Below are 15,589 nucleotides of genomic sequence, written 5' to 3' on the forward strand. Positions count from 1 at the left end.
GTGGTGACGGTGCTGCTGCCGGGGCCGCTGCGCGGCGAGGCCGGGGGAGCGAGCCGGCTGACGGTGGCGGCCTCGGGCACGCTGCGGGCCGTCCTGGACGAGGTGGCCGACGGCTGGCCCCGGCTCGGCCGGCGCATCCGTGACGAGCGCGGTGAGCTGCGCCGCTACGTCAACGTGTACGTCGACGGCGAGGACTGCCGGCACCTCGGCGGCCTCGACACGCCCGTCGGCGAGTCCGCCGAGGTGCAGGTGCTGCCCTCGGTTGCCGGCGGCCAGTGACCGACCCGTGGTGGAGCTCGGAGCCGGAGCCTTGCGGGGTCTCGTTCCGACCGGTGAACGGCTAGTATTCACCGCTCCGGCCTGGACGGGGAAGGGTTCACTGTGGACGCGTACGAGGCCGGTTACGCCTTCGGCCAGCTGATGGCGACGCTCGCGTGCCTGCTCGTCCCGTTGGCGGTGGTCGGCGGGGTGATCTGGTTCGCCGTGGCTCGCTCCCGCCGGAGGAGCAGGCCGCCGCCGCAGGCACCCTACGGGGCGCCGCCCTCGTACCCCTTCCCGGGTGGACCGTCGCCGTACCCCGGGCAGTCCTACCCGGGCCCGGGCGGATCACCGCCATACCCCGCACCGCACCAGCCGTACCCGCCTCAGCCGTACCCGCCGCAACAGCCGAACCGGCCGCAGGGTTCCGGCCGCTGACGGAGGCGTGACACCGGCCACCCGAGGTACTGCTGCTCGCGGAATAGTTGACTCGTCAAATATGTTGTGCGGGTCGTCCGGGGCAACCGAGGCCCCGGCGGTCAGGCAAGGAGCGGGTCATGCAGTTCGGGGTCTTCACCGTCGGCGACGTCACGGTCGATCCGACCAACGGTCGGGAGCCGACGGAGCGTGAGCGCATCAAGGCCATGGTCGCGATCGCGCTCAAGGCCGAGGAGGTCGGGCTCGACGTCTTCGCCACCGGCGAGCACCACAACCCGCCGTTCGTGCCGTCGTCGCCGACCACCATGCTGGGCTTCATCGCCGCCCGGACGTCTCGGCTGCTGCTGTCCACCGCCACGACGCTGATCACCACCAACGACCCGGTGAAGATCGCCGAGGACTACGCGATGCTCCAGCACCTGGCCGACGGCCGGGTGGACCTGATGCTCGGGCGCGGCAACACCGGCCCGGTATACCCGTGGTTCGGGCAGGACATCCGCAACGGCATTCCGCTGACCATCGAGAACTACGACCTGCTGCGCCGGCTCTGGCGGGAGGACGTGGTCGACTGGTCCGGCCGGTTCCGTACGCCGTTGCAGTCGTTCACCTCGACGCCGCGACCGCTGGACGGCGAACCGCCGTTCGTCTGGCACGGCTCGATCCGCAGCCCCCAGATCGCCGAGCAGGCCGCGTACTACGGCGACGGCTTCTTCGCCAACCACATCTTCTGGCCCAAGGAGCACACGCAGCGGATGGTCGGCCTGTACCGGCAGCGGTTCGAGCACTACGGGCACGGCTCCGCCGACCAGGCGATCGTCGGGCTGGGCGGGCAGGTGTTCATGCGGAAGAACTCGCAGGACGCGGTTCGCGAGTTCCGCCCGTACTTCGACAACGCACCGGTCTACGGGCACGGGCCGTCGCTGGAGGAGTTCACCGAGCAGACCCCGCTGACCGTCGGCAGCCCACAGCAGGTGATCGACCGTACGCTGACCTTCCGCGAGTACGTCGGCGACTACCAGCGGCAGCTGTTCCTCGTCGACCACGCCGGGCTGCCCCTCAAGACCGTGCTGGAGCAGCTCGACATCCTCGGCGAGGAGGTCGTCCCGGTGCTGCGCAAGGAGTTCGAGTCCGTGCGGCCGGCGCACGTGCCCGAGGCGCCCACGCACGCCTCGCTGCTGGCCGCTGCCGGCGGCGGCACCGACAGCACCGTCCACGCCGTCGACGACGTGACGGGCCGCGCTCCCGAGGAGGCCCGATGACACAGCGCACCCTGGCCGTCGTCTCGGCCGGCCTGCGCCAGCCGTCGTCGACCCGGCTGCTCGCCGACCAGCTCGCCGCGGCCACCCGCGACGAGTTGGTCCGGCGGGGCGACACCGTGGAGGTACGCCCCGTCGAGCTGCGCGAGCACGCCCACGACATCGTCAACCACCTGCTCACCGGCTTCCCGTCGCCGGCGCTGCGGGAGGTGCTGGACACGGTGACCGGCGCCGACGGCCTGATCGCCGTGACGCCGATCTTCAACGCGTCGTACAACGGGCTGTTCAAGTCGTTCGTCGACCTGATCGACTCCGACGCGCTCACCGACCGGGCGGTCCTGGTCGCCGCCACCGGCGGCACGGCCCGGCACTCGCTCGCCCTGGAGCACGCGCTGCGGCCGATGTTCACGTACCTGCACGCGGTCGTGGTGCCGACGGCCGTCTTCGCGGCCCCCGAGGACTGGTCCGCCGGCACCGCCGACGGTGCCCTGCGGCGCCGCGTCGAGCGGGGCGCGGCCGAACTGGCCGAGCAGATGCACCGGCGGGCACCGTCGACCGGCCCCGCCGACCCGTTCGCGCTCACCGGCGACTTCGAGGACCTCCTCGACGGCCTCCGGCGCGACGCCTGACCCCCGTCCCGGCCCGGCTGTCCCGTCGGGCCGGGACCGGGCACCCCGGACCGCCGAGCCGGGCCGGGCGGAACGCCCGGAACCGGCCCGGACGGGTCAGCGGGCCTCGCCGTACGGGTGCGCCACCAGCACCGGGCAGTGGGCGTGCTGCACCAGGGCCTGGCTGACCGACCCGAGCAGCATCCCGGCGAAGCCGCCCCGTCCCCGCGTCCCCACGACCACCAGCGCGGCACCGCCGCTCGCCTCGATCAGCGCCGGCTCGGGCTTGTCGGCCAGCAGCAGCCGCACGGTGACGGTGAGACCCGGATGGCTGCCGCGAGCGGCCGCCGCCGCCGTCTCGAGCAGCTCCCCGGTCTGCGCCGGACGATCGTCGTCGGGGCGGCCCACGTGCGCGACCACCAGCTCGACCTCCCGCCGGGCGGCCTCGTCGGCGGCGTACCCGACGGCCAGCTCGGCCCCCTCCGACCCGTCCACACCGACCAGCACCGGACCGTCGACCGGGATCGGCTCCTGGGCGGGACGGACCACCAGCACCGGGCAGTGGGCGTGGGCCGCCACCTGCGTACCGACCGAGCCGAGCAGCAGCCCCGCGAAACCGCCGTGGCCCCGGCTGCCCACCACCACCAGCTCCGCCCGCCGCGACTCCTCGACCAGGGTGGCGCCCGGCCCGCCCGCGACCTGGCGCACCGCCACGTCGAGGCCCGGCCACCGGCCCGCGAGGTCGGCCGCCGTCTGCTCCAACATCTTCCGGGCGTCCTCGCTCGGGGCGGGAACGCCCAGCTCGTACGGGTTGATCGGGACGCCGTACCCGAGCGCGTGCAGGTAGCCGTGCACCAGGTGCAGCGGACACGACCGCAGCAGGGCGGCGCGGGCGGCGTGTTCCGCCGCCACGAGGCTCGACGGCGATCCGTCCACTCCCACCACGACGGGTCGGTTCATTGCGGCCCTCCCAGACTCGATCAGGTCATTGTCGGCGTGGTGCCGCCGACCGGCCGGTATTTCCCGGCGGGTCACCGTCCCGAACACCGTCGCGGGAGCGCCCGCGACCGCCGGCGCTGCCACGCCCGCCAGACCCGCAGCCGCCGGGACGACGGTCGCGCCGGCCGCGAGGCGGCCGGCGCGACGGCACCGCAGCAAGGTCGTCAGGACGTACGGGGGCGCCGCACGATGACCAGCGGGCAGTGCGCGTGGTGCAGGACGGCGTGGCTGACCGAGCCGAGCAGCAGGCCGCCGAGGGCGCCGCGCCCGTGCGCGCCGACCACCACCAACTGAGCCTCCTTCGACTCCTCCACCAGCACCCGGCCCGGGGAGCCACGGACCAGGCGGTGCCGCACCGTCACCTGCGGGTACCGCTCGGCGAACCCGGCGAGCGACTCGACGAGGAGCCGCTCCTCCTCCCCGCCGAACACGTCGAGGTCGTACACCAGGGGCAGGATGTCGCCGGGACCGACCGGGGTCGGGTAGAGCCAGGCGTGCACCGCCACCAGTGGGGCGTCCCGGCGGGCGGCCTCCTCGAACGCGAAGCCGATCGCCTCGGTGGACAGCTCGGAACCGTCGACGCCCACCACGACGGGACCGTCGGCGCGCGGCTCACCGCGCACCACGAGCACCGGGCACTGCGCACGGGCGGAGACCTGCACGGTGACCGACCCGAGCAGCAGGCCGGCGAAGCCGCCCAGGCCGCGGTGGCCGAGCACCATCAGCGCCGCCTCCCGCGCCTCGTCCACCAGCACCGGCGTCGGCGCGCCGTCGACGACCACACCGGTGACGCGCAGCTCGGGGGAGACCTTGCGCGCCTCGTCGACGGCCTCGGCGACGTACTGATCGGCCTGGTTGCGCAAACCGGCGGTGACCGGGGCGCCGGGAACCGGGGTCAGCGGGGCGCCGGTCAGCGGCCAGACGAAGGCGTGCACGACCCGGAGCGGGCGCTGCCGGTACTCCGCCTCCCGTGCCGCGACGCGGACCGCGTCCAGCGCGGCGGCGGAACCGTCCACACCCACGACGACGGGGGCACCAGTGTTGATCGTCATGACGTTCCTCCTTCGCTTCACCCTCAGCCTGCCGCGCCGACGGCGGGTCGGTCAGAGGCGGTCGTCCCGACGCCCGGGTCTTTGGTCCCGCTCCGGCGGGTCAGGCGCAGGACCAGCCCGGGCAGGACGCTGACCGCGGCGCAGGCGAGCAGCTCCACGGCGTCCAGCGGCGCGGTGCCGAGCAGCTCCCGCAGCGGCGGTAGCAGCACCCCGGCGACCTGGAGCAGCGCCGAGACCGCCACGGCGAGCGGCAGCGCCCGGTTGCCGCGCCCCGCACCGGGCGGCCTGGGGGCGCGGACCGCCAGTGCCACACCGAGCTGCGCCAGGCCGAGCACCACGAACACCACCGACTGCCACGGCCGGTCGGCCCACGCGGCGGTCACGCCGGCGCCGAGCACCACGGCCGCGATCAGCGCGCCGGTGAGCAGCACGTCGCGCCCCAGTCCGGCGCCGAGCACCGACTCGGAGGGGGAGCGGGGAGCCCGCCGCAACGTGCCGGGCTCGGCCGGCTCCGCGCCCAGCGCCACCCCGGGCACGCCGTGGGTGAGCAGGTTGACCCAGAGGATCTGCGCCGGCAGCAGCGGTACGGCCAGGCCGAACAGCGGCCCGAGCAGCATCACCGCGATCTCGGCGACCCCGCCGGACAGGGCGTACCGCAGGAACCGGCGGATGTTGGCGTAGATCCGCCGGCCCTCGCCGATGGCGGTGGCCACGGTGGACAGGTCGTCGTCGACGAGCACCAGGTCGGCGGCCTGCCGGGCCACCTCGGTGCCGCCACCCATCGCCACGCCGATGTCGGCGCGGCGCAGCGCGGGCGCGTCGTTCACGCCGTCCCCGGTCATCGCCACCACGTGCCCGCGGGCCTGCAGGCCGGCGATGATGTCCAGCTTCTGGTCGGGTTGGGTCCGCGCGTACACCCGGGTGTCGGGGTGCGCGTCGGCGAGCCCACCGTCGTCGCCACGAGCGAGCGGGTCGCCGTGCTGCCAGAGCCCGAGCTGGCCGCCGATCGCGGCGGCGGTGGCCGGGTGGTCGCCGGTGACGAGGACCAGCCGCACCCCGGCGGCGTCCAGGTCGCCGGCGATGTCCGCCGCCCGCCCGCGCAGCGGGTCGCCGATCGCCACCAGCCCCGCCGGGAGCAGCCCGGTGGGCCGGGCCGGGTCGGCCGGCGGGGCGTCGACGATGGCGGAGGCGACCGCGAGGACGCGCAGCCCCTCGGCGGCGAGCCGGTGCGCGGCGGCGGTCAGCTCGGCGATCTCCTCCTCGGTGGCGTCGACCAGCGGCGCGGCGAGCACGCTCTCCGGGGCGCCCTTGCAGACCACCAGGTGCCGCCCGTCGCAGGACCGGTGCACCGTGGTCATCCGGCGCAGGTCCTGGTCGAAGGGGTGCTCGGCCACCCGGGGCCACGCGGCGCGGGTGGCCTCCGGGTCCAGGCCGCACCGGGCGGCGAACGCCACCAGCGCGGCCTCGAGGGGGTCGCCGACCGCCGCCCACTCGGGTCGCTCGGCGGTGGGCGGGGCGAGAGTGGCGTCGTTGCAGAGCAGCCCGGCCCGCGCGAGCCGCCGCAGCTCGTCCGGTACGGGCACCGGCTCGCCCCGGTGGTGCACGGCGCCGTGCGGCGCGTATCCGGTGCCGGTGATCCCGTAGCGGGAGCCGTCCGAGGTGACGGCGTGCTGCACGGCCATCCGGCCCTCGGTGAGCGTCCCGGTCTTGTCCGAGGCGATGACGGTGACCGAGCCGAGCGTCTCGACCGCGTGCAGCCGCCGGGGGATGGCGCGCGCACCGGCCATCCGGCGGGCACCCAGCGCCAGGGCCAGCGTCACCACCGCCGGCAGGGACTCCGGCACCGCCGCCACCACCAGGCTGACCGCGGTGACCGCCATGTCCACGATCGGGCGCCCACCGACCACACCGACGATGAAGACCAGTCCGGAGAGCACCACCGCGGCCAGGCCGAGGAGGCGGCCGAGCGCGGCCAGCCGCCGCTGCAGCGGGGTCGCGGTCGGCCGGGCCGCGGCCACCAGGGCGGTGATCCGGCCGAGCGCGCTCGCGGCGCCGGTACGGACCACGGTCCCGGTGGCGCGGCCGGTGGTCACGACCGTTCCGGCGCTGGCCTCCCCACCCTCGGACCGCCTCACCGGCACCGACTCGCCGGTCAACGCCGACTCGTCGACGCTGAGCCGGGCGGTGTCGGTGAGCAGCAGGTCGGCGGGGACCACGTCACCCGCCTCGATCCGGACCAGGTCGCCCACCACGACGTCGGCGGCGGGCAGCACCACGTCCCGGCCGTCCCGCACCACCCGGGCGGTCGGCGCGGCGAGCTGGTCGAGGGCGGCGATGGCGCGGTCGGCCCGGACCTCCTGGACCACGCCGATCGCGGTGTTGACCAGCACGACCAGCACGATCACGGCGGTGTCCGGGTAGTCCCGCAGCACCGTGGTGACCACGGCGGCCGCGAGCAGCAGCGCCACCAGGGGATCGGTGAGCTGGTGCAGCACCCGGGTGGCGAGGTGCCGGCGGGGCGGCGCGACGGCGGCGTTCGGGCCGTCGGCCCGCCGCCGGGCGGCTGCCTCCGCCGAGGTCAGGCCGGCCGGCGCCGCCGGTGTCGTGGCGAGTTCCGTCATCGTGCGTACGCCCTCGGCCACCGCGGCTCCTCCGGTCCCTACCCGTGGCACGCCCCGCCGGCGCACCGTCCCACGTCCAGCGTGGGACGCGTCCGGCCGGCCGGGCAGGGGCCATCTCCCACCCGACTCGGGACCAACGGCCCTGCCGCGCCGGTTCTCGACGGGGTGGCATAGACGTGGAGAATCCGAACCCGGATCAGGAGGGCGGCGACATGACGACACTCGACGTGCTCCGCGCACACCCGTTCGTCGCCGAGCTGCCCGAGGCGTCGCTGTCCCGCCTCGCCGCGTACGCGCGTCCGGTGGTGTGGCACCCCGGCCAGCGGCTGTTCGAGCCGGGACGTCCGGCGGAGCGATTCTGGCTGGTACGGGGTGGTGAGGTGGTGCTGGACGTCAGGGTGCCCGGCCGCGGTGACGTCGCGATCGAGTCGATCGGTCCGGGCGGCGTGCTGGGCTGGTCCTGGCTCTTCCCGCCGTACCGCTGGCAGTTCGGCGCGGTCGCTGTCCAGCGCAGTATGGCGGTGGAGTTCACCGCCGCGGCCGTCCGCCGGCTCATCGAGACCGACGATGCCCTGGGCAAGGAGCTGACCACGCGGTTCATGGCCATCGTGGTCGACCGCCTCCAGGCGGCCCGGGGCCGCCTCGTCGACCTCTACGCCTACCCGAGCGAGCTGCCGTCGGCGGGCTGACCGGGCCACCGGCCACCCGGCGGGCTCGCGGCGCTATCCGTCGCGCGAGCGCACCACCAACTCGTCGACCTCGAGCCGGCCGATGCGCACCTCCCGGATCACCGCCCGCCGGATGGTGAGGCGCCCGATCGCGAACGCACCCACCGCGACCGCGCCGACGGCGAGGGCGCCCACCGCGAGGGCCCCGAGAGACGCCGCCCCGGCCGCGCCAGCGCCGCCGGCCAGGGCGCCGCCGGCACCCACTCCGAGCGCACGTGTGCGTCGTACCTTCGTCGCCATGCCGCCATTGTCGCGGTGCGACGGCCCGCGGGTGCCGCAACCGCCCCGGTCGGCGGTGTGGCAGCACGCGGCCCGGCCGCCGGTGCGGTGGGGCGGCCGGGCCGGGTCCGGGGTTCAGGGCTGGATCACCAGGCGGGCCGCCGCCCGGCCGGCGAGCACGTCCTCGGTCGCCTCGTTGATCTCGTCGAGCTTGCGGGTCTCCAGGACCACCCTGGTACGGCCGGCGGCGTGCAGCCGGAACACCTCGGCGAGGTCGGCGCGGGTGCCCTGCATGCCGAACAGGCCGGGGATCACCAGGCCGAGCCGGACACCGCGCAGCCCGAGCATCGGGTTGGCCTCGTGCATCCGCTGGACAGCGCCCAGCAGGGTGCCGTCCCGTCCCGGGTTCCGCCCGCGCGCCTCCGCGCGGGCCACCCGGGCGGTCAGCTCGTGCAGCGGCGGCAGGAACTCGTGCAGCGGCGGGTCGAGCAGCCGGACGGTGACCGGCAGCCCGTCCATCGCGGCCAGGATCGCGACGAAGTCCGCGCGCTGCACGGGCAGCAGCGCGGCGAGGGCCGCGCTACGTTCTGCCGGCCCGTCGGCGAGGATCAGCCGCTCCACCAGTTCCCGGCGCTCGCCGAGGAACATGTGCTCGGTACGGCACAGCCCGATCCCGGTCGCCCCGTACGCCCGGGCCCGCGCGGCGTCGTCCGCGGTGTCCGCGTTGGCGCGCACGCCCAGCCGGCGCACCGCGTCGGCGTGCCGCAGCAGCCGGTCCACGGCCGCCAGCAACCGGTCGGACTCCGGGGCCAGCTCACCGGCGAGGTAGCGGGCGACGGGGGAGGGGACGACCGGCACCTCGCCCGGGTAGACCGCGCCGGTGCCGCCGTCGATGGAGATCACGTCGCCGGCCCGGAGCACCCGGTCGCCGACGCTGACCTCGCCGTGCTCGGCGTCGATCCGCAGCTCCTCGGCCCCGCAGACGCAGGTGCGCCCCATGCCGCGGGCGACCACGGCGGCGTGCGAGGTCTTGCCGCCACGCGCGGTGAGCACGCCCGTCGCCGCGATCATGCCCGGCAGGTCGTCCGGGTTCGTCTCCTGCCGGACCAGGATCACCGGGCCGGCCGCCGCGACGGCGGCCGCGGAGTCGAACACCACCATGCCCACGGCCGCGCCCGGGGAAGCACCGACGCCGGTCGTCAGCGGCGGCGGTGCCGCCGCCGGATCGAACGCCGGGAACATCAGCTGGGCCAGTTGGGCGCCGTCGACCCGGTGCAGCGCCTCGTCGAGCGTGATCAGCCCCTCGTCGACGAGTTGGGCGGCGATCGTGAACGCGGCGGCCGGGGTGCGCTTGCCGACCCGGGTCTGCAACATCCAGAGCCGGCCCCGCTCGATGGTGAACTCGACGTCGCACAGATCCCGGTAGTGGCGCTCCAGCACACTCATGATCCGCGTCAGCTCGGCGAAGCTGGTCGGATCGATCCGCTCCAGCTCGGCCAGCGGCATGGTGTTGCGGATCCCGGCCACCACATCCTCACCCTGCGCGTCGGGCAGGTAGTCGCCGTACACGCCGGGGGCGCCGGTGGCCGGATCCCGGGTGAAGGCCACCCCGGTGCCGGAGTCAGGGCCGCGGTTGCCGAAGACCATCGCCATCACGTTGACCGCGGTGCCGAGATCGTCCGGGATGTGCTCGCGCCGGCGGTAGAGCACCGCCCGCTCGGCGTTCCACGACTCGAAGACCGCGCGGATGGCCAGGTAGAGCTGCTCGTGCGGGGCCTGCGGGAAGTCGTGCCCGACCTGCGTGGTGTACACCTTCTTGTACGTGTCGACCAGCGCTCGCAACGCGGCCGCGCTCGGGCCGCCCGGGCCCGCCGCCGCACGGACCGCCGCCAGCTCCCGCTCGAACTCGTCCGCCGGCACCCCGTGCACGGTGCGCCCGAACATCTGGATCAACCGGCGGTACGAGTCCCACGCGAAACGCTCGTCACCGGTCCGCGCGGCGAGTCCCGCCACCGTGGCGTCGTTCAGGCCGATGTCGAGGATCGTCTCCATCATCCCGGGCATGGAGTACCGGCCGCCGGAGCGGACGGCGAGCAGCAGCGGGTCATGCGGGTCGCCGAGACGCCGGTCCAGCCGCACCTCGATCCCCCGCAGATGCGCGTTGACCTCGTCGAAGAGTCCGAGTGGCGGCCTGCCGTCGGCCAGGTACGCCCGGCACGCGTCGGTGCTGACCGTGAAGCCGGGCGGCACCGGCAGCCCCAGCCGGGTCATCTCGGCCAGGTTCGCGCCCTTGCCGCCGAGCAGGTCCGCCCTGCTCCGGTCACCCTCGATGAAGTCGTAGACGTATCTCGTCATGGCTGCCGGCCTCCTCCGCTACCGCCGCGGGACGTCGTCCCCCTTCGTTGGTAGCCCCGGGCGGGACCGACCCGGCAGGGCCGGACGGGACAGCGACCGGGCCAGAGGTCCCGGATCCGGTCCCGGCCCGGCTCGACCGGCACGCCGGGACCGCGCCCTATCCTCGACGTCGATGACCGCCGACCTTCGCCTGCGCCCCGTCCTCGACGACGACCTGCCGCTGTTCTTCGCCCACCAGCAGGACGTCGAGGCCAACTGGATGGCGGCCTTCGGCCCGGCCGACCCGGCCGACCGCGCCGCGTTCGACGCCCACTGGCGCCGGGTCCGCGCGGACGCGGCCATGGTGCCGCGCACGGTGGTCGTCGGCGGCGAGGTGGTCGGCCACGTCATCGCCTTCCCGGCCGGCGACCGCACCGAGGTCAGCTACTGGATCGACCCCCGCCGGTGGGGCCGGGGGTACGCGACCGGCGCACTCGCCGCGCTGCTGGGGGAGGTGTCCCGCCGGCCGGTGCACGCCCGCGCCGCCAAGGACAACCGCGCCTCACTCGCCGTGCTCCGCAAGTGCGGCTTCGTCGTCACCGGCGAGGACCGGGGGTACGCACACGGGCGCGGCGTCGAGGTCGAGGAGTGGGTCCTGGAGCTTCCCGGCCCGGCCCCGGCACCGGCCTTGACCAGGGCAGGCACTACCCTCGCGGGGTGAACTGGCTGGAACTGATCGGCTGGACCGGCTCGGCGGTGCTGGTCTGGTCGCTGCTGCAGACGCGCATCCTCCGGCTGCGCGCCCTGAACCTGATCGGCTGCCTCGTCCTCATCGGCTACAACGCCGCGGTGCAGGTGTGGCCGATGGTCGGGCTGAACGTGGTGCTGGCGGCGATCAACGTCTGGTACCTGCGCGGCATGCTCGCCACCCGGCACGACGAGGCGACGTACCAGGTGGTCGAGGTGGGCGTCGACGACCAGTTCCTGGCCCACACCCTCCATGTGCACGCGGCCGACATCGCGCGGTTCAACCCCGGCTTCACCTGGCGGCCGGAGGGGGAGCGGTCGGCGTTCGTCGTGATGAAGGCCGACGAGGTGGTCGGGGTGGTACTGTCGCACGCCGAGCCCGGCGGGGTGGCCCAGATCGACCTCGACTACGTGACCCGCCGCTTCCGGGACTTCACCCCCGGCGAGTTCGTGTACCGGCGCAGCCGGCTGTTCACCGACCGGGGGTTCCGCCGGGTGGTCAGCCCGCCCGGCATGGTCGCCCCCTACTACCACCGGCTCGGTTTCCGCCGGCAGGGTGACGCGTACGTGCTGGATCTGCCCGTGCCGGCGTGACACCTCCCCGCCGAGGATTCGGTGCCCCCTCCGCGGGGCACAGATGCGCGTACGCCGGCGCTGCCCCGCCCGGCGGTGCCGGCGACGGACGCCGGCGCGGTCCGCAGGAGGAGTGCCCGGCGTGCAGAGCTACGGGAGCCAACTGGCCCTGGTGGGTGTCCTGGTCGTCCTGAACGCGCTCTTCGCGGGCAGCGAGATGGCGCTGGTGTCACTGCGGGACAGCCAGATCCAGCGTCTCGAACGCACCAGCCGGGCCGGGCGTACGCTGGCCCGCCTCGCCCGGGACCCGAACCGATTCCTCGCCACCATCCAGATCGGCATCACCCTGGCCGGGTTCCTGGCCTCGGCCGCCGCCGCGGTGTCCCTGGCCCGGCCCCTCGTGCCGCTGCTGGCGCCGCTGGGCGGCGCCGCCGAGACGGTGGCGATCGTGCTGGTCACCCTGGCGCTGACGTTCGTCACGCTGGTCTTCGGGGAGCTGGCGCCGAAGCGGATCGCGATGCAGGCCGCCGAGCGCTGGGCGCTGCTCGTGGCCCGCCCGCTGGACGTGCTCGCCGGTCTCACCCGGCCGGCGGTCTGGGCGCTCGGCGCGACCAGCGACCTGGTGGTCCGCCTGGTGGGGCTCGACCCGAAGCACGAGCCGGACGAGATCGGCCCGGACGAGCTCCGCGACATCGTCGCCGGCAACCACGGCTTCACCAAGGAACAGCGCATGATCATCGCCGGGGCGGTGGAGATCGCCGACCGGCAGCTCAAGGCGGTGCTCGTACCCCGGTTGCAGGTCTTCACGCTCGACAGCGGCACGACCGCGGAGGCCGCCCGGCTGGTGCTCGCCGCCACCGGCCACTCCCGGGCGCCGGTGGTCCGGCACGGCGGGCTCGACGACGCGGTCGGCGTGATCCACCTGCGCGACCTGGTCGGCATGCCCGACGACCGGCCGGTCGACGAGATGGCCCGCCCGCCGATGCTGCTGCCCGACTCGCTGTCGGTGGTCGACGCGCTGCGCCAGTTCAAGGCGGAGCGGCAGCACATCGCCCTGGTGGTGGACGAGCGCGGGGCGGTCGACGGGATCGTCACCCTGGAGGACATCCTCGAGGAGATCGTCGGCGAGATCTACGACGAGACCGACCGGGACGTCCGCTCGGTACGCACCGACCCGGACGGGTCGATGCTGCTGCCCGGTACGTTCCCCGTGCACGACCTCCCGGACGTCGGCGTCGACCTGCCCGGCCGGCCCAGCGGCGACTACACCACGGTCGCCGGGCTGGTCCTCGCCGGCCTCGGCCACATCCCGACCGTGGCCGGGGAGAGCGTCACGGTCGACGGCTGGGAGCTGGAGGTGACCCGCATCGACCACCGGGCCATCGACCAGGTGCGGGTACGCCGACCCGCGCCGGCCCTCGACGACGAGCCCGCCCCGGCCCTCGACCCGTCCCGTTCCTGACCGGGCACCGCGCGACCGCCCGCCGTTCCGGCAGTCGCGTGGCCGCCGGCGGGCGGGCTGCCCGCGTACCGCCTCGGCGGCCGGCGGTGGGCGGCCGGGACGGACCGGCGGGCGCGGCGGTCAGGCGGGCTTGAGGTTCTGGAGGCGAACCTGGCCCCGCGCGACCAGCCGGTCGTCGGCGTCGGTGATCTCCACCTGCCACAACTGCTGGCTGCGGCCCCGGTGCACGGGGGTGCCGACGGCGGTCAGCTCCCCGTCCCGGACCGCACGGAGGAAGTCGGTCTGGTTCGACACGCCGACCACCTGGCCCCGGTCACCCAGCCACAGCGCGCCGCCGACACTGGCCGCCGTCTCGACCACCGAGCAGTACACCCCGCCGTGCTGGATGCCGAACGGCTGGTGCAGCTCGGGGCGGACCTGCCACCGGATGACCACCCGGTCGGCACTCGCCTCGTCGAACTTCAGGCCGAGCAGCGCCACGAAGCCACCCGTCAGGTCCGGCTCGTCCACGCGAACCCCCTCGTCGATCGGAAGACGGCCAGCGTAGCGGGGCCCGGTCCGGCAAACCCGGTACGGCCGGCACCCGGTCATGGGGGAGAATCGGTGACCGTGACCGACACCAGCCTTCCGCCGTCCGGGCGGGACTCTCTCTTCGACGACCTGCGGTGGCGTGGCCTGATCCAGGACTCCACCGGCCTCGACGAGCTGCGCGCGCTGCTCGACGGCCCCGGGATCGCCTTCTATGTGGGCTTCGACCCGACCGCGCCGAGTCTGCACGTCGGCCACCTGATGCAGGTCACCACCGCCCGGCGGCTCCAGCTCGCCGGCCATCGGCCGCTGTTGCTGGTGGGTGGCGCGACCGGCCAGATCGGCGACCCGAAGGAGAGCGCGGAGCGGACCCTGAACCCGCCGGAGGTCGTGGCCGGCTGGGTCGCGCGGATCCGCGAGCAGCTCGCGCCGTTCGTGTCGTACGAGGGTGCCAACGCGGCGCAGCTGGTCAACAACCTGGACTGGACCGCCGAGATGTCGGTGGTCGAGTTCCTGCGCGACGTCGGCAAGCACTTCCCGGTCAACAAGATGCTGGCCCGCGAGGTGGTCAAGGCCCGGCTGGAGAGCGGGATCAGCTTCACCGAGTTCAGCTACCAGCTGCTCCAGGCCAACGACTTCTTCGAGCTGCACCGCCGGCACGCCTGCCAGCTCCAGTACGGCGGCTCCGACCAGTGGGGCAACATCACCGCCGGCGTCGACTACATCCGCCGCCGGGGTGCCGGCCCGGTCGAGGCCTTCACCACGCCGTTGGTCACCAAGTCGGACGGGACGAAGTTCGGCAAGACCGAGGGCGGCGCCATCTGGCTGGACCCGGAGATGACCAGCCCGTACGCCTTCTACCAGTTCTGGGTCAACGTGGACGACCGGGACGTGAGCCGGTACCTGCGTTTCTTCAGCTTCCGCCCCCGAGAGGAGCTGGAGGCTCTGGAGAAGGAGACCGCGGAACGGCCGGCGGCCCGGGCCGCCCAGCGGGCCCTGGCCGAGGAGCTCACCACCCTCGTCCACGGCGAGCGCGAGATGGCCCAGGTCGTCGCGGCCAGCCAGGCTCTCTTCGGGCGGGGCTCGCTGGAGGAGCTGTCACCGGTCACCCTCCGGGCGGCGCTCACCGAGGCCGGGCTGGTCCACCTCGACGAGCTGCCCGACGTGGCAAGCCTGCTGAAGGAGTCGGGCCTGGTGCCGAGCAACAAGGAGGCGCGGCGGGTCATCGCCGAGGGGGGCGCCTACATCAACAACAACCGGGTGACGTCGGCCGAGGCCGTGGTCACCCCGGAGGACCTGTTGCACGGCCGGTACCTGGTGCTGCGCCGCGGCAAGCGCTCGTTCGCGGGCGTCGAGCTGCGGAGATAGGCGTACGCCGACAGTGTGACCGGGAACGCGTCCGGCGGATTTGACGATCACTCCGCCGGACGCGTAACTTTCTCTCTGCCAGCGCGGAACGGACGAAACAGGGCGAAAGACCTGACGGCCGGAGCGCGGGAATGACACTAGGGTCGGATGGGTTGAACCCCGTGCGAACCTGGACCGGGCGGTGCCCCGATCTGCCGGGAGGCGGATTTGGTGGGGCGGAACCGACCGGGTATGGTTGACGACCGGCAGGGAGCCGGGCGTGCTTGCGGGAAACCGCAGCGGCCGGTCCGCCGAAACCACCGCACAAACGACGAGAGTCGGTTGTGCAGTGGTGCCCGGAAATGGTGTGAAGCCATGACAAAGCGCCACAGAGCGGTTTGACACGGCAGAAACAACCG

13 protein-coding genes and 1 pseudogene are annotated in these 15,589 nt (G+C 74.3%); 8 read left to right on the forward strand and 6 right to left on the reverse strand.

The window, feature by feature from the left end; genetic code table 11:
- From HCJ94_RS23680 to HCJ94_RS23690, 3 genes are all read left to right on the forward strand, one after another.
- Positions 1 to 279 carry a MoaD/ThiS family protein gene (locus tag HCJ94_RS23680; protein WP_168003242.1) on the forward strand — a complete coding sequence of 93 codons (279 nt, stop codon included), beginning with the start codon at positions 1 to 3 and terminating at the stop codon, positions 277 to 279.
- A gap of 536 nt (positions 280 to 815) precedes the next feature.
- Positions 816 to 1,955: an LLM class flavin-dependent oxidoreductase gene (locus tag HCJ94_RS23685; RefSeq protein WP_168003243.1), complete on the forward strand. Its 1,140-nt coding sequence runs from the start codon at positions 816 to 818 to the stop codon at positions 1,953 to 1,955.
- Positions 1,952 to 2,581 (forward strand): FMN reductase, encoded by a 630-nt coding sequence (locus HCJ94_RS23690; protein WP_168003244.1) that lies wholly within the window; start codon positions 1,952 to 1,954, stop codon positions 2,579 to 2,581. The genes HCJ94_RS23685 and HCJ94_RS23690 overlap by 4 nt, the downstream gene beginning before the upstream one ends.
- A gap of 96 nt (positions 2,582 to 2,677) precedes the next feature.
- Here the strand turns inward: HCJ94_RS23690 and HCJ94_RS23695 are convergent, their stop codons facing one another.
- The 3 genes from HCJ94_RS23695 to HCJ94_RS23705 form a co-directional block, all read right to left on the reverse strand.
- Positions 2,678 to 3,520, reverse strand: coding sequence for a universal stress protein (locus HCJ94_RS23695; RefSeq protein WP_168003245.1), 843 nt, complete (start codon positions 3,518 to 3,520; stop codon positions 2,678 to 2,680).
- 203 nt (positions 3,521 to 3,723) lie between these two features.
- Entirely contained in the window at positions 3,724 to 4,611 is an 888-nt protein-coding gene (locus HCJ94_RS23700; RefSeq protein WP_168003246.1) for a universal stress protein, read from the reverse strand.
- A gap of 23 nt (positions 4,612 to 4,634) precedes the next feature.
- The gene (locus tag HCJ94_RS23705; RefSeq protein ID WP_309227401.1) at positions 4,635 to 7,253 is read right to left on the reverse strand and encodes a cation-translocating P-type ATPase; all 2,619 of its coding nucleotides are present in this window, start codon (positions 7,251 to 7,253) and stop codon (positions 4,635 to 4,637) included.
- A 191-nt stretch (positions 7,254 to 7,444) separates the two neighbouring features.
- Between HCJ94_RS23705 and HCJ94_RS23710 the strand changes: the two genes are divergently transcribed.
- The gene (locus HCJ94_RS23710) at positions 7,445 to 7,921 is read left to right on the forward strand and encodes a Crp/Fnr family transcriptional regulator (RefSeq protein WP_168003247.1); all 477 of its coding nucleotides are present in this window, start codon (positions 7,445 to 7,447) and stop codon (positions 7,919 to 7,921) included.
- Between the two features lie 33 nt (positions 7,922 to 7,954).
- Here the strand turns inward: HCJ94_RS23710 and HCJ94_RS23715 are convergent, their stop codons facing one another.
- Positions 7,955 to 8,200: a hypothetical protein gene (locus HCJ94_RS23715; RefSeq protein ID WP_168003248.1), complete on the reverse strand. Its 246-nt coding sequence runs from the start codon at positions 8,198 to 8,200 to the stop codon at positions 7,955 to 7,957.
- A gap of 150 nt (positions 8,201 to 8,350) precedes the next feature.
- Positions 8,351 to 10,534, reverse strand: a pseudogene (ppdK, locus tag HCJ94_RS23720) (pyruvate, phosphate dikinase); the annotation flags it as partial.
- 172 nt (positions 10,535 to 10,706) lie between these two features.
- Between ppdK and HCJ94_RS23725 the strand changes: the two are divergent.
- The 3 genes from HCJ94_RS23725 to HCJ94_RS23735 all read left to right on the forward strand — a co-directional run bounded on the left by HCJ94_RS23725 (position 10,707) and on the right by HCJ94_RS23735 (position 13,295).
- Positions 10,707 to 11,234 carry a GNAT family N-acetyltransferase gene (locus tag HCJ94_RS23725; protein ID WP_168003249.1) on the forward strand — a complete coding sequence of 176 codons (528 nt, stop codon included), beginning with the start codon at positions 10,707 to 10,709 and terminating at the stop codon, positions 11,232 to 11,234.
- Positions 11,231 to 11,854, forward strand: coding sequence for a YgjV family protein (locus HCJ94_RS23730; RefSeq protein WP_168003250.1), 624 nt, complete (start codon positions 11,231 to 11,233; stop codon positions 11,852 to 11,854). Before HCJ94_RS23725 ends, HCJ94_RS23730 begins: the two co-directional genes overlap by 4 nt.
- A 121-nt stretch (positions 11,855 to 11,975) precedes the next feature.
- Complete coding sequence (locus HCJ94_RS23735; protein WP_168003251.1) at positions 11,976 to 13,295, forward strand: hemolysin family protein; 1,320 nt, start codon at positions 11,976 to 11,978, stop codon at positions 13,293 to 13,295.
- Positions 13,296 to 13,415: 120 nt separating this feature from the next.
- Here HCJ94_RS23735 and HCJ94_RS23740 read toward each other — a convergent pair whose 3' ends face one another.
- Positions 13,416 to 13,805, reverse strand: a complete 390-nt coding sequence (locus HCJ94_RS23740) for a PaaI family thioesterase (RefSeq protein ID WP_373684433.1) — start codon at positions 13,803 to 13,805, stop codon at positions 13,416 to 13,418.
- Between the two features lie 99 nt (positions 13,806 to 13,904).
- Here HCJ94_RS23740 and tyrS point away from each other — a divergent pair, with 99 nt between their 5' ends.
- Complete coding sequence (gene tyrS, locus HCJ94_RS23745) at positions 13,905 to 15,191, forward strand: tyrosine--tRNA ligase (protein WP_168003262.1); 1,287 nt, start codon at positions 13,905 to 13,907, stop codon at positions 15,189 to 15,191.
- Positions 15,192 to 15,589: the final 398 nt, after the last annotated feature.

The organism is Micromonospora thermarum (genome assembly GCF_012034245.1).
Taxonomy (GTDB): Bacteria; Actinomycetota; Actinomycetes; order Mycobacteriales; family Micromonosporaceae; genus Micromonospora; species Micromonospora thermarum.

Bases quoted from the DNA above. Each gene is read 5' to 3' on its own strand.
- HCJ94_RS23695 (WP_168003245.1), bottom strand. From the start codon at position 3,520: ATGAACCGACCCGTCGTGGTGGGAGTGGACGGATCGCCGTCGAGCCTC.
- HCJ94_RS23700 (WP_168003246.1), bottom strand. From the start codon at position 4,611: ATGACGATCAACACTGGTGCCCCCGTCGTCGTGGGTGTGGACGGTTCC.
- HCJ94_RS23725 (WP_168003249.1), top strand. From the start codon at position 10,707: ATGACCGCCGACCTTCGCCTGCGCCCCGTCCTCGACGACGACCTGCCG.
- HCJ94_RS23710 (WP_168003247.1), top strand. From the start codon at position 7,445: ATGACGACACTCGACGTGCTCCGCGCACACCCGTTCGTCGCCGAGCTG.
- HCJ94_RS23685 (WP_168003243.1), top strand. From the start codon at position 816: ATGCAGTTCGGGGTCTTCACCGTCGGCGACGTCACGGTCGATCCGACC.
- HCJ94_RS23715 (WP_168003248.1), bottom strand. From the start codon at position 8,200: ATGGCGACGAAGGTACGACGCACACGTGCGCTCGGAGTGGGTGCCGGC.
- HCJ94_RS23690 (WP_168003244.1), top strand. From the start codon at position 1,952: ATGACACAGCGCACCCTGGCCGTCGTCTCGGCCGGCCTGCGCCAGCCG.